The sequence below is a fragment of the Vibrio sp. SCSIO 43133 genome (assembly GCF_023716845.1).
GTDB classification, from domain to species: Bacteria; Pseudomonadota; Gammaproteobacteria; order Enterobacterales; family Vibrionaceae; genus Vibrio; species Vibrio mediterranei.
This window is the reverse complement of record NZ_CP068025.1, coordinates 896,113-909,263: the sequence shown is the minus strand read 5'-3', so window position 1 is coordinate 909,263 and position 13,151 is coordinate 896,113. Positions and strand designations below refer to the sequence as shown.

Annotated in this window: 16 protein-coding genes; 6 read left to right on the top strand and 10 right to left on the bottom strand. The window is 44.7% G+C overall.

The features are described from left to right. Window positions 1–32: 32 nt before the first annotated feature. Genes JKJ11_RS20965 through JKJ11_RS20950 form a run of 4 tightly spaced genes read right to left on the bottom strand, consistent with a single transcriptional unit; the run spans window position 33 to window position 2,801 of the window. Complete coding sequence (locus JKJ11_RS20965; RefSeq protein ID WP_252039944.1) at window positions 33–887, bottom strand: heme/hemin ABC transporter substrate-binding protein; 855 nt, start codon at window positions 885–887, stop codon at window positions 33–35. 45 nt (window positions 888–932) lie between these two features. Next, window positions 933–1,349, bottom strand: a complete 417-nt coding sequence (locus tag JKJ11_RS20960; RefSeq protein ID WP_006075200.1) for an ExbD/TolR family protein — start codon at window positions 1,347–1,349, stop codon at window positions 933–935. Next, a complete protein-coding gene (locus JKJ11_RS20955) occupies window positions 1,342–2,040 on the bottom strand; it encodes a MotA/TolQ/ExbB proton channel family protein (protein ID WP_252039943.1) in 699 nt (232 codons plus the stop codon). The genes JKJ11_RS20960 and JKJ11_RS20955 overlap by 8 nt, the downstream gene beginning before the upstream one ends. A gap of 2 nt (window positions 2,041–2,042) precedes the next feature. Continuing rightward, window positions 2,043–2,801 carry an energy transducer TonB gene (locus JKJ11_RS20950; protein WP_252039942.1) on the bottom strand — a complete coding sequence of 253 codons (759 nt, stop codon included), beginning with the start codon at window positions 2,799–2,801 and terminating at the stop codon, window positions 2,043–2,045. 164 nt (window positions 2,802–2,965) lie between these two features. Between JKJ11_RS20950 and hutW the strand changes: the two genes are divergently transcribed. Genes hutW through hutZ form a run of 3 tightly spaced genes read left to right on the top strand, consistent with a single transcriptional unit; the run spans window position 2,966 to window position 5,528 of the window. Then, window positions 2,966–4,387 (top strand): heme anaerobic degradation radical SAM methyltransferase ChuW/HutW, encoded by a 1,422-nt coding sequence (hutW, locus tag JKJ11_RS20945; protein ID WP_252039941.1) that lies wholly within the window; start codon window positions 2,966–2,968, stop codon window positions 4,385–4,387. Between the two features lie 35 nt (window positions 4,388–4,422). Further along, window positions 4,423–4,932: a heme utilization cystosolic carrier protein HutX gene (hutX, locus tag JKJ11_RS20940; RefSeq protein ID WP_006075205.1), complete on the top strand. Its 510-nt coding sequence runs from the start codon at window positions 4,423–4,425 to the stop codon at window positions 4,930–4,932. 59 nt (window positions 4,933–4,991) lie between these two features. Beyond that, window positions 4,992–5,528 (top strand): heme utilization protein HutZ, encoded by a 537-nt coding sequence (gene hutZ, locus JKJ11_RS20935; protein ID WP_006075206.1) that lies wholly within the window; start codon window positions 4,992–4,994, stop codon window positions 5,526–5,528. A gap of 45 nt (window positions 5,529–5,573) precedes the next feature. On the opposite strand, the gene JKJ11_RS20930 is transcribed toward hutZ, so the two are convergent. Further along, window positions 5,574–5,978: a VOC family protein gene (locus JKJ11_RS20930; protein WP_006075207.1), complete on the bottom strand. Its 405-nt coding sequence runs from the start codon at window positions 5,976–5,978 to the stop codon at window positions 5,574–5,576. Between the two features lie 86 nt (window positions 5,979–6,064). Here JKJ11_RS20930 and JKJ11_RS20925 point away from each other — a divergent pair, with 86 nt between their 5' ends. Beyond that, a complete protein-coding gene (locus tag JKJ11_RS20925; RefSeq protein WP_031495897.1) occupies window positions 6,065–6,361 on the top strand; it encodes a putative quinol monooxygenase in 297 nt (98 codons plus the stop codon). Between the two features lie 14 nt (window positions 6,362–6,375). After that, entirely contained in the window at window positions 6,376–6,816 is a 441-nt protein-coding gene (locus JKJ11_RS20920) for a YtoQ family protein (RefSeq protein WP_198559104.1), read from the top strand. Between the two features lie 108 nt (window positions 6,817–6,924). Here JKJ11_RS20920 and JKJ11_RS20915 read toward each other — a convergent pair whose 3' ends face one another. Then, on the bottom strand, window positions 6,925–7,257 hold the full coding sequence (locus JKJ11_RS20915; protein WP_006075210.1) for a zinc ribbon domain-containing protein YjdM: 333 nt from the start codon (window positions 7,255–7,257) through the stop codon (window positions 6,925–6,927). A gap of 70 nt (window positions 7,258–7,327) precedes the next feature. Then, window positions 7,328–8,680, bottom strand: coding sequence for an MATE family efflux transporter (locus tag JKJ11_RS20910; protein ID WP_038227144.1), 1,353 nt, complete (start codon window positions 8,678–8,680; stop codon window positions 7,328–7,330). A 100-nt stretch (window positions 8,681–8,780) separates the two neighbouring features. On the opposite strand from JKJ11_RS20910, the gene JKJ11_RS20905 reads away from it, so the two are divergent. Next, complete coding sequence (locus JKJ11_RS20905) at window positions 8,781–9,725, top strand: LysR family transcriptional regulator (RefSeq protein ID WP_062462021.1); 945 nt, start codon at window positions 8,781–8,783, stop codon at window positions 9,723–9,725. Here JKJ11_RS20905 and JKJ11_RS20900 read toward each other — a convergent pair. The 3 genes from JKJ11_RS20900 to JKJ11_RS20890 are packed head-to-tail and all read right to left on the bottom strand — an operon-like array spanning window position 9,718 to window position 13,097. After that, window positions 9,718–10,455: a DsbA family protein gene (locus tag JKJ11_RS20900; protein WP_038227142.1), complete on the bottom strand. Its 738-nt coding sequence runs from the start codon at window positions 10,453–10,455 to the stop codon at window positions 9,718–9,720. The two genes, JKJ11_RS20905 and JKJ11_RS20900, sit on opposite strands and share 8 nt — an antisense overlap. A 25-nt stretch (window positions 10,456–10,480) precedes the next feature. Then, a complete protein-coding gene (locus JKJ11_RS20895; protein ID WP_031493963.1) occupies window positions 10,481–11,008 on the bottom strand; it encodes a protein disulfide oxidoreductase in 528 nt (175 codons plus the stop codon). Then, the gene (locus tag JKJ11_RS20890; RefSeq protein ID WP_252040021.1) at window positions 10,998–13,097 is read right to left on the bottom strand and encodes a protein-disulfide reductase DsbD family protein; all 2,100 of its coding nucleotides are present in this window, start codon (window positions 13,095–13,097) and stop codon (window positions 10,998–11,000) included. Before JKJ11_RS20890 ends, JKJ11_RS20895 begins: the two co-directional genes overlap by 11 nt. Window positions 13,098–13,151 lie beyond the last annotated feature (54 nt).

Sequence of the window (13,151 nt, the reverse complement as noted above, 5' to 3'; positions counted from 1 at the left end):
GCGTGGCGGCAAACACCACGCTGTTATGGTGATTATGGATAAAGTAGTTCATTAATGCGCTTGGCTTCCGCCAAGCTCTTGAGACCTAATCCACCAACAAGGGCATGGCCATCAATCGTCACGATGTCACCATTTTTCCCAGCTGGAGTTGCGGCTAGCAGAGGGAGCGCTTTTAATACCGCATCACTTCCGCCCATTTTCTCGTAGCTTCTACCGCTTACAAGAATCACATCAGGTTGCATTTCTACCATGGCTTCATTAGATAGCGGTTTGTACGAATCAATTTGGCTAGCCGCTGGATTGATACCTCCTGCAAGCTTAATGATGGCGTCTGGAGTAGTACCATTACCTGCAACGTTAGCCGGGCGTCCTTCGTGAATCAGAAGGAATAGCACTTTTTTCATGTTGGATTGACTAGGCTGGTTACTGTTGAGTGCCTCTACTTGCTGAGCTACTTTTTCTTTTAGTTCACCAACCTTTGCTTCGCTGTTAGTTAGCTTGGCTATCTGGTCGATACGATGATTCAGCCCTTCGATGGTTGAAGACGTATCGACCACCTCAACGTCAACACCTACACGACTTAGCTGGTCGAGGGCTGGTTTTGGTCCCATCTCATCGGAACCAATAACCAGAGTCGGTTCTAGTGCCAATAGTCCTTCCGCAGAAAGGGCACGATGGTAGCCAACCTTAGGAATAGTGGTTCCCTCTGGCGTAACACTTGTTACATCAACCCCCACGAGTTTAGATTGAGCATCTAGCGCGTAAATCAGCTCAGTTACGGATGCGCCAGCGCTGACGATTTTTTCTGCTGCAGTTGCGCTAGAGAAAACCGCAGGAATAGTGGAAAGTGCGCCAACCAACATCAGTTTTTTAAGCGTTTTGTTCATTGAATAGTCCTTGTTAATTGGTGTGATTCTTAACTTGAGTCATTATTAGTCTGTTGGTTCGTCGGTGAGCAGTTGGGTCGCTGGTATACCGTTCTCTTGCATAAAAGCGAGTAGTTGCACGAGATGTTGAACGTCTGCCGTTTTCTCTGCTCCAATAATGATTGGGCTTTTGCTTGAGCTGGATTGTTCGAGTAAGGCCAATTTGAAGTTTTCCCAGTCGATATAGTGTTTACCATCTATAGCCCAATAGGGCTCTTGAGCCAGAATGTTGACCGTAATAGATTGCGTATCTACCTCAGAAACGGCAGAAGACTCGGTAGTGGGTAAATCGACTTGCAGTGACTCTAAACGAACAGATGCCGTCAACATCAGAAACACCATAACGATGAAGATGATGTCGAGAAGTGGGGTCAAATCTGGATAGAGCGAACTCTGCTGGTGGTTTTGGCTGACTTTAATCATGTGCTGCTCTCGTTGGCAGTTTATCGATATTGTCTACAACGAGTGGATCTTTATCAGAGTGCTGCATTTCCACGCCTTCTAACCATAAGTTAACGTAGTTAAGAGTGTGCTCAAGTTTGGCAACAATTCTGTCAGCCCACAGGTTAATGAGTTGTGAACCTGCGATAGCAGGTAGTGCAATGATGAGACCTGCCGCAGTGGTTCTCATGGCCAGCCCAAGACCGTCAGCCAGATCATTCGGGGTGACGTTGCCTGAGGCAGCCGCAATACCTTTGAACATCTCAATCAGACCTAGCACAGTACCAAGAAGGCCAATAAGCGGGCTGATAACACCGATCAATCCTAAAATGCGTAGTCCTGAGTGGAGTTGGTGACGTTTATCTTGCAACCAAATGGAAGCCGCGTCTTCTCGAAGTGATTTGGCAAATGAGTGGTGTGCGAGGAGCATTGCCACTCCTTTGTAAAGAAGCGGGCGTTTCTGAACTAAATCTTTCGCCAGTGCTTCGATCTCTTTTTCGTTTACCGGAGATGCTTGATTGAGCTCTTGTCGAATAGCACTCTTTCCTACACCGCTACTAATTGCGATTTGAAATAGACGCTCGATGATGATCATTGCGGTTAAGGCAGAGCAGATGATAAGTGGCCATGCCATCAAGCCAAGTTGCTCTTCGAGATAATGCAGTTGTTCCATGATTAATCCAATTTAAAACGAACGGGTATTTGAATTCGATGTGCCATCGCCACACCGTTGACAGTATGTGTAGAGAATTGCCATTGTTTGATAGCGTCGAGCGCAGATTTATCTAAGATAGTCGCGCCAGAAGAGGAGATAAGCACCTGTTTTACTTGTCGACCCTTTTCATCTAGCCAAATTTCGTACGTTGCAACACCTTCAATGCCACGTTTACGGGCAATACGCGGGTAGCGCGGTTGCACTGGTTTTGATAGGAACGCTGGTTCAGTCACCAAAATGGGTTCGCTGCTGACACCACTGTTTACGACCGCTTTAGGCGCACTGTCAGAGCTAGATGGTGTTTTATCTACTTTCTTCTGTTCGGTTTTCTCTGGCTTTAGTGGTTTGGTTTTTTCCTGCTTCACCACCTTTTCGACAGGCTTTTTCTTAGGAGCTGGTTTAGGTTGAGGCTTCTTAACCACTTTCTTCGGTTCAGGTTTCTTAACGGGTTGCGGCTTCTTTTTCACCACCTCTTTCTTAACCACTTCGGGAGCTGTTTCCTTCAGTACCGGCTTTTCTTGCGGAGTAGGGTCTGTTTTTTGCTGTTCGGATGGCTTCTCTGTTGGAGATGCTTTTGGAGCGACAAAGTTAAGAGAGACAGATTGAGAAGTGCTTCCAGAAGGCATTGCGAAGACTTGTTGTTCTTTATGAGCCAGCATTAAGCTCATGTGTAAGGCAACAGAAACAACGCCAGCAGCAACATAGCGGGTAATATTCACAACAACTCCAGCCTATCCCTCAAATCAATTCACAAGTGAGATTATGTATTACAATGAAAATAAGATCAATTATCAATTGCATTATCATTTAAGTCTATTTATGATCATTTGAGTTTTGGATTAGCCCTTTGTTTAACGGGCTTTGAACTCTTTTGAGACTAGCTATGAAAATTGACTTGAATCAATTAAATGATTCTCATTTTGGTATATCGACGCCGGATCCACTCCGTTTTGCATTCAATAAAAAGTCATCTCCTCATGCAGGAGGAATGTCGATGCCAATCGCTGCTGAGCAGCAATCTCAGATTTTTGAGAACATCACGTCTACTTCTGTGTCTAAAGCAAATAAGCGGTGTCTCTATATCCATATCCCGTTTTGTCGGGTTAGGTGTACATTCTGTAATTTTTTTCAAAACGCAGCGAGTCGCCAGCTTGTTGATGACTATTTCGAGGCTCTATTAAAGGAGATTGAAAAAAAGTCCCGTTTGGCGTGGACGCAATCAGGATTATTTCACGCTGTGTATATCGGCGGTGGAACGCCAACGGATTTGTCGCCAGATCAGGTAGAGATACTTGGCAAAACTATTCGTTCTTCATTTCCATTGTCTACTGATTGCGAAATAACGCTTGAAGGTCGAACCAACCGCTTCACCGATGAGATGTTTGATAAAGCACTTGAAGGAGGCTTCAACCGTTTTTCGTTCGGAATTCAGAGCTTTGACACTAAAGTTCGCCGCAGCGCCAAGCGATTGGATGACCGTGAAGTCGTGCTGGAGCGAGTTGCCGCGTTAAGTGCAAGGGACGAGGCTCCGATAATCATTGACTTGCTTTACGGACTTCCATACCAAACGTTGGATGTGTTTGAGCAAGACTTACAAGACTTTTTGGATACGGGAGCTCATGGTGCGGATCTTTACCAGTTGGTGGTTGGTGGTAGTGCACCGATGCTAAACATGGTCGAGAAAGGAAGAATACCCGCGCCGGCAACAACCCCGGACAAAGCCAGTATGTACGAACGTGGTGTTGCCTTTATGGATAAGCATCATATTAAACAACTGAGTGTTAACCATTGGGCTCGCGACAATCGTGAACGTAGTCAATATAACAGCTTGGCGAAAACTTATGCTGAGGTATTACCTATTGGTTGCGGTGCGGGTGGCAACATTGGTGGCTATGGGTTGATGCATCATCGCTCACTTGATGCGTATATGGATGCAATGAAGAGTGGTCGTTCTACGATTGCGATGATGGTGAAGCAAGGGCCGACTGAGTCCATTAATGCGGCACTCAAAGCGGGCTTCGATAGTGGTGTTGTACGTCGCAGTGCACTACCAAGTTTCAAAGGGCAGGATACGTTCGAGCTGCTTAAACCATTATTCGCTATTTGGAGTAAAAATGGATTGGTGGAGCTAGAACAAGATTATCTGGTGCTGACTCTAGCTGGCAGTTTCTGGGCTGTGACGCTCGCACAGGGCGCCATTGAAGCGATTAATACGTTGAGCCCTCGTAAAAGTATGAACACACATCCGCATGGTCACGGCCATGGTCAAAGTGGCAAAGGACATCCATCGAAGATGGCCTCCTAGCTTGTAAATATTGGAAACCTATCACGGAAAATAAAATGTCAAAAAGTTTAAAACAGCAAGTTGCTGAGATACTGGAACAAGAACCGTCACTATTGCCAGCTGCTATTGCTGAGAAGCTACAAGTGACCGAATGTGATGTTGTTTGTGCACTGCCAGGCGAGATGGTTGCCATTGCAGACGGCAGCGTTGCACAGGAGTTACTCGAATCATTAACAACTTGGGGTCCTGTGACGACAATAGTTCATTCGTTTGGCTCAATCTTTGAAGTAAAAGCACCGTTTCCTAAAGGTAAAGTTGCTCGAGGTTATTACAACCTGATGGGCAAGGAAGGGGAACTTCATGGACATTTGAAGCTCGACCTAATTACTAAAGTGGCTTTGGTAAGCAAACCTTTTATGGGCAGCGAAAGCCACTATTTTGGTTTCTTCGATGAAACAGGTCATAACGTGTTTAAGATTTACCTAGGGCGTGACAAGAAGCGAGTCCTATTCCCTGAGCAGGTAGAGCAATTTAACGCTCTTAAGCAAAGGTTATCTAGCCAGTAAACGCTCAACCAAAATTCAAATTTAGAATTATAATTATTAGAGAAAGTGAGGAATTCATAATGGATCAACAAGTTAAGCAAGAACGCTTACAAGGTCGACTTGGCCCAGAAATCAAAGAGTTTCGTCAAGAACGTAAAACCATTCAATTGGCAACGGTAGATGAAGAGGGACGACCAAACGTTAGTTATGCGCCTTACGTCCAAAATCAGGATGGATACTTTGTTCTGATCTCTCAGATTGCTCGTCATGCTCGCAACCTTGAGAAAAATCCTAATGTATCTTTAATGATGATTGAAGATGAAAGCGACAGTAAACAGCTTTTTGCACGCAAGCGACTGACGTTTGACGCTGTAGCGTCCATTGTTGAGCGCGATACTGAGCAATGGCAAGCTGTTATTGCTCAAATGCAAGATCGCTTTGGTGAAATCATTGATGGTCTAAGTCAACTACAAGACTTCATTCTATTTAACTTGAAAGCAGAACAAGGTCTTTTCGTTAAAGGCTTTGGGCAAGCATATCAAGTATCTGGCGATGACCTTGTTGATTTTGTACATCTTCAAGAAGGTCATCGTAAAGTCGAAAAATCTGAAGCTTAAGCGACGATACAGTCACTAAGAGTAATATCAGATACACCAAGTGCTCTAAATGAACGTTTGGTGTGAAACAACAGGATGATAGAGGGGCTGAATGACATGCCCCTCGGGATCTTTACAATGAAAGCTCCGCGCGCCATCGCTATGGTCGTGGGGCTCGTCTAATAGCGTGACGCCCCGCGCCTGCATAAATTCGTACCATTCTTGAAGCTCTTCCTTGCTGTTGACGATAAATCCAAAATGGTCGACGCTAGTGGGTGAGCAGACTCGCTGAGCTTTTGCTCTTCCTAATGATAGGTTATCGTTGCCACACGTTAAGTACACCAAGTTTTCATTGGCTCTTCTTAACACTTCCATACCCATGATATCGGTATAAAACGCTTCACACTCTTCAAACTTTTCCACTACTAACGCGATGTGTCTCATACCATTAAATGGAGAAGGTCTTTTCATTCTTTACATCCCTTGTATTCTATTTTTAATCAAATTGTATACAATAAATATATGTGATTTCAAATTCATACCAAGGAGAGGGTAAGATGTATTGCATTATTGTTCGAAATCGGGTGAAACCAGGTAGCGAAGAGCACTACAAATCAGTAATGATGGAAAATGCTAAAGCCTCAGTGACAAACGAGCCTGAGTGTTACCGGTTTGACGTTATTCAAGATAAGGAAGCACCCCAAGATTTCTACCTATACGAAATCTACCAAGACCTGCACGCACTGCAGGTACATAAACAGACATCGCACTATTTAGACAGTCGTAAATTGCTTGCAGATTTGGTGCTCGACACCATGGTGATAAGAGCTGATGTGATTGCGACAAACCCATAAAACAAGGAAATAAAATGAGTTGGAAAGTGTATTTGAGCGGAGAGATTCATACAGATTGGCGTGAGCAAATCATCGCAGGTGCTGCAGAGCTTAAGTTAGATATCGAGTTTTATTCCGCGAATACGGATCATGAATCTAGCGATGCAGCGGGCGATCACCTTAGATCTAACGACGTCCAGTTTTGGCGCGATCATCAATCATCGAAAGTGAATGCGATTCGCACTAAAAACCTAATTAAACAATGCGATATTGGTGTAGTTAGGTTTGGAGACAAGTACCGTCAATGGAATGCTGCGTTTGATGCTGGTATGTTGGCCGCGTTAGATAAACCATTTATCACTTTGCACGACGAAGGGATTATTCATCCTCTTAAAGAGGTAGATGCCGCGGCAATGGCATGGGCTGAGACACCACAACAGATCGTGGGGATTCTGCAGTACGTGACTAACAACTAATGTCAGACAACAAAAAACGCACATTTTTTATTTATATAGTGAAAAAATATGTGCGTTTTTATTGGTCAATCTAGAAGACTGCTGGCTTGTCAGCTGTAATGGCGCGGGCTAGGCTTTTTTAACGAACTTTGCCGTCACCATCATTTCACCAACACCATCCACCTTGCAATCAAGCTGATGGTCTTTACCATCATTGATATTGCGAACAACAGCTTTCGTGCCAATCTTGATGACTAGAGAGCTGCCTTTAACTTTAAGGTCTTTGATCATCGTCACCTTGTCACCAGCTTCCAATACTGCACCATTCGAGTCTTTAACAATGATGGCATCTTCCGGCACTTCATTAGGATTCCATTCGTGAGCACACTCAGGGCAGATGAGTTGGCTTTGGTCCTGATACACATACTCAGATTGACAGTTTGGGCAAGGAGGAAGAGACATAGTTAAATCCTGATTTCAGTATAGTTTGTGAGTATGGTAATAAGTCTGCCAGTATGATGCGAGCAGTTTATTAGCCAACGCCAACCACGTTGTCTCTTAGCGTCTTTGAAGGACGCAGTTCGACAATAAGTTGCGCCAGTAACAATAACCCAGTTACCGCTAAACCCACCAATATACCGCCCCAGATACCAGCAAGCTCATAGCGTTCCATTAACCACCATGCGGCTGGTAGACCAAATGCCCAGTATCCTATGGCGGTCATTAGAGTTGGAAGCTTGACGATCTTCATGCCACGAAGCAGGTTAATGGCTAACAACTGCCAAGCATCTACTACGAAGCACAGTGCGACAACCCAAATCAATGAAGATAACATGTCCGTTAATGCATGTTCACCTTCTCCATCCAGTTGGAACAAACTGGCAATCGCGTCCGGCCAAGCAATGAAGACTACCGCTAGTACAGCACTTAGTATCGTCACTAGTGCGAAGCTTCGCTTCGCAACGGCTTTGACTCCAATGAGGTTATCATTGCCGAACTCTTTGCCCACAAGAATGGCCGCAGCCTGAGAAAAACCAAAATTAATATTCCAAGTGAAACTTAAGCATTGCAATAGGATTTGATGCAGGGCAAGAGCAGTTACGCCAATAAACCCTGCCATCAAGGTGCCACCGTATATCAGCCCCATTTCTAGAGCTCCTGCAATAGCAATAGGGATACCCATCGACAATAACGGTAGCATCAAACGCCAGTTGTATTCCTCAAGATGGAGCCAAGGTGCAAACCGATAGTACACTGGACGTTTGAATACCCAAGTCGCATAACCAATTAAGACCAGTGTTGCGGCAAGAGCGGTACCTATACCGAGCCCGGCAATTCCCCAATCCAAAGTAAATGCTAACCAATAGCTGAAAGGGACGTTCAAAATGACGGTAACCAGAGACATAATCATCACAGATTTGGCATCGCCATAGTTACTCGTCAGGCCACGCAAGATAAGCAGCAATAGTGTCGGCAACATGGCCCACTTTAAAGTATCAAGGTAGACCATGGCGACCGTAATCACTTCTTCAGGCTGTTGAGCAACTCTCAGAAAATCTGGGGCGAAAACAAACGCTGTCGTTAGGATGATAGTCAGAAGCACGGCTAACATCAGAGCGCCTTTTACTGCCAATCGGACTTGTTTTAACCCATACTCAGGGCGAGCTACACTTTGTCCATAAGCAATGGCGATGAGGTTAGCGACACATCCTACGGTTGAACCTGCGATGAGGAAAACGAACGTATAGACTGAGGCTCCAAGACCACCACCCGCAAGATCACTCACACTCAATTGTGCCATCATCCAAACATCAGTAAGGACCAGCGCCATTGAAATTAGCTGAGAAACAATAAGTGGTGCAGCAAGGGATAGAATTTTCTTCATGATAGCCTCAGGTTATGATGAGGTCATTTTATATGCATAACTATGGTGTTCAATTAACATTTGTGTCACTCTGGCATGACTTCAGATCATGTGAGCAATTATGAATCTATATTCGAATATTCCCTATTCACACAATGCACTAAAAGTCTTTGAAACCGTAGCAAGGCATATGAGCTTTACCTCTGCAGCGCAAGAGCTTCACGTTACTCAAAGTGCAGTGAGCCGCCAAGTTAAGCAACTTGAAGATGATCTCAATGCATCATTGGTTATTCGTGGTCATCGCTCAATTCAGCTGACGTTGAAAGGGCAAGCACTGTTTGAAGTTTTGGGACGTAATTATCAGGCCCTTCAGTCGTTGCTTGAGTCTTGGAAAGAAGTCCAGAGTAACAAGATAGTGATTCGCGCAGCGTTAAGTTATGCCACTCGAGCGCTATTACCGAAAATACAGAAGCTAAACGAGCGTTTCCCTGATTATGAAATTGCCGTTATTCCGGTAATTGATGAAGAGGAAAGTTTAAGGAAAGGCGATTATGACCTATTCGTTTTTACCACTCGTGAAAGTGAAGCTTATCAAAACGATCCGGAAATATCCTTTATGCGAGAAGAGTACATGGCACCTGTTTGTACTCAGCAGTTACTCGGTGAAAACCGCGATATTGAACACCTTCTGACGCTACCAAGACTGCATCCAACACTTGATCATATTGATTGGCGAGTGTGGTTGGATAAAATCCAATACAAGAGTAATCAACCGGTGCGAAATTCAACATTTTTTACCTTGGATTTAACCTTGAGTGCTTGCTTGTCAGGCCATGGTGTTGCCGTTACCGATTTACTGCTTGCTTTACCGGAACTGGAACGAGAGTATCTTGTGTGCCCCAAAAATGCGCAGATCCATTTTAGTAGTTGGCGCTATTTCTGCCATAAGAGGACGGGCTCACCGATTGTTGAGGAGTTAGCGCAATGGCTAATGACCGAAACGAAAGAAGAGCTCAGAAAGCTCAATCAGCTTTCTGAGCATTATGGTTGGGGGCCAATTAGCTAGCGTTTTCAGCCATGTTCTTTTTGATGACCTGTTCCAGTTTGTCGTAAGGGACATAGCCTGGAATCAGCTCATCGCCAATGAACATAGCGGGTGTCCCACGTAAGCCCAAGGCAACAAATGTTTTGTAGTTTTTCACTAAAGACTCGTTAATTTTCGTATCACCTGTTAGATACTGTGTTGTATCTGTCTTTTTCGCGATGGCTTCGATAGAGTCTTTGGTATGTATACCAGGTTTCGCGACAAGTAGACGATTCACTTCTACAAACTTTTCAGGTGCTTGCTGCCAAACCTTAATGGCAAATGCTGCGGAGTTAGTATCGAGCCCTTCAATGACTTGCTGCTTGAGCGGGACATAGATATTGATGACTTTTAAATCCTTATAGTTAGCAACTAACTTCGTCAGTTCGCCATCCAAGCGCTTGCAATATGGGCAGTTATAGTCGGTAAAATTGACGATGACTGTCGATCCATCTGTATTTCCCAGAACAGTGTGAATTGTCGTATCGTTTAGCCATGATTCACTCTGCTTTTTTGCATTCTCAAGCTGTTTTTGACCTTCGACATACTGTTGAAGACTTAGCTGTAGATCGCCGATGATCTCTGGGTTTTCGGTCAATAGCTGATGAATACTGTCTAACTGTTGTTGTTGCTCAGCGGTTAAAGCAGCATGAGACAGAGTTGGAAGTAGCGCAGCGATACTGATCGCCATTGAAATAAGTGTTTTTTTCATTGTTTTTCCTTATGCCCAGTGAACACTAGGCAAATAAAATCCGTAACCACAGCCCAATCGGCGTGATGATGCCAGTCGAGATACTCTCAATCTGCCCCTTGTTTATGATGACAACGGTCGGTGTGACACTGATGTTCCATTGTCGACTAATTAGTCCGGTTGTATCGTTAATCACCGGAAAATCGTATTCCTTAGCTGTCATATACTGTTGGACGCGTTCATTTGTACCCGACGATAGGGCAATAGATAGCACCTGATGGTCGCTTGCAAACCAATTGATCGTTGGGCTGACAAATTTACAAGCACCACACCACGTCGCCCAAAAATACAGTACAACCGGCTTTTCCTGGCTTTGTTGAATGATATCGACAGGCAAGCCTTGGGTGGTCATCGCTTTTAACGAAGGCGCTTCACCACTGGGCATTGATGTACTGCGATACCAATCCAGAGCCATTGAAACCAATGTCATCAAAATAACAATGCTGATGAGCTCTTTTGACCATTTTTTAAGACGGCTGGACCAAGGTTTTTCTTCGGTCGATTTAGCCTTCATGTGTCTCTCCGCTGGCCATATCGATAGACTGCATAACCACCTCTGACGTCAGAATAACGGGCATTGGGATGCCTTGCGGATATTCTGGACCGTAGACAATATTAAATGGCACTCCAAAGCGTCCATAGCTCTGTAGGTATTGAGTCACGCTGTCGCTTGGCGTTGTCCAGTCTCCACGCATCAGTACGATGTCTGATTGCTGAAGTTTTTCATAAACTGGGTTTTGTAGAATGACGCCAATTTTGTTGGCTTTACAGGTAATGCACCAGTCAGCAGTAACGTCAACAAATACGGTTTTTCCTTGAGCCACGAGCTCTGGTATTTGATCACGATCCAGTTTCTGCCAGTGAAGATCATCAACGATAGGCGTGGACCATTTATCTGCGGTCACACTGCCGATGATCAGTCCACCACCAACGACAAAAATCGATAGCGCAGAGAGAACAGCTACTGCCTTGCGCCCGTATTGTTTGCCAATGAGTATCAGGGTAGCAATGATAATAATGGCTACCAACGCTGCGGTTAAAGCAAAACCAATAAAGGTTGACAGTAGTGTTACTAACCAAAGACTGGTCAATAACATCATTGCACCAAATGCTAGCTTCACTTTGTTCATCCAAGGACCTGGTTTAGGGAAGACATTAACCAAGGATGGGAACAGCGTAAACAACAGCCACGGTAAACTCATTCCGATGCCGAGTGCCACAAAAATCAACCAAAGCTCGGTATAGCTTGCTCCCAGTGCATACGCAACGGCAGTACCAAGGAAGGGAGCACTACATGGTGTCGCTAGTAACGTTGCAAACATCCCTTGAACGAAATGCCCCCCATAGCTATGGTCACCTTTAGATGCCATCCAGGTGTTGAGGCTGCTTGGGAGTTGTATGTTGAATAAACCAAGCAAATTCGCTGAAAACAATAGGGTAACTATCGCCATAAAGGCAATAAACCAATAATTCTGGAATTGAATACCCCAACCAACCATATGCCCAGCCATCTTCAGAGATGTTAAGGCACCAGCAAGTAGTAGGAATGAGCTGATGATGCCGAACGAGGAAGCGAGAAATGACAATCGAACTTGCTTTGGCGATTGATTCACGCCCGAGATGATACTGTTAAGCTTCATGCCAAGCACTGGAAGTACACAAGGCATGATATTGAGAATCAGACCGCCTATAAGAGCGAATCCTATCATCCAAATGAGGCTTCCACTCTCAGGATAGGCCATTGGTATCGTGGATACTTGTGTTGACGTTTCCGTTAATATCAGCTCATCTGACACGGTAATTTGAATGTTTTTGTCACTGATATCTGCTTCGCCAAGCCAGTTGCTAACATCAAATTTGGCATACAGAGTATTGCCTTCGATGGTTATTTTGGGCTGTGCGAAGAACTCATCACTGACTTCGTCTCCATCGACCAAAATCTGTGGTTTTTTCCAAGCCGTTTTGCTGGTTAGCTTAAGTTGAAGCTCTTGTGCTTGCTGATTCCAGTAGCTTGCTTCTACGGATATTTGGTTGTCCTTTTTGGGCGTCAAGCTCATGCCTTGACTAAACAGATACGCTGCATCGGAATCTAGTGAGAGAACATTGGGATCAATCTCTAAATCAATTGGGTAATCCGCTATCACACAGATATTGGTGCAGCTTGGCAATCGCAAGTTGGCTTTGAGCGAGATTGGTTTGGACGTATCTGTCACGGTGACAATAATCGGAAAGCTGACTTCGTGTTTGTACCCTAAAGTCATCACCCCTAGCTGCTCATAATAAGCAGGTACGGGCCATTGCCAATCTACCGCTTCGACATTCGTCGAAGCACTCCAATCAAATTCTGGTGCGACACCGCCTTCACCGGGACTACGCCAATAGGTTTTCCACTCTCCATCGAGTTCGACATTAAGAACCATCTCCATCTGTTTAGTTTGTGGATCGAGGTGGCCGGTAGAGAGCAGCCGAACCTTTACCGGTGGATGCATTGGATCTTGAATCCATCCTGTAGATTGCGCATTTGACATTGCACTGTAAAGTGCAACGAAGACGATCGCGAAAGTTAGCACTAGAGTGCTAAATGTTTGTCGACAAAGCGACATTAAAAGACGGCTACGCGTAGTGCGAGTCGTTAACATTGTGTTTGTATAAGACAC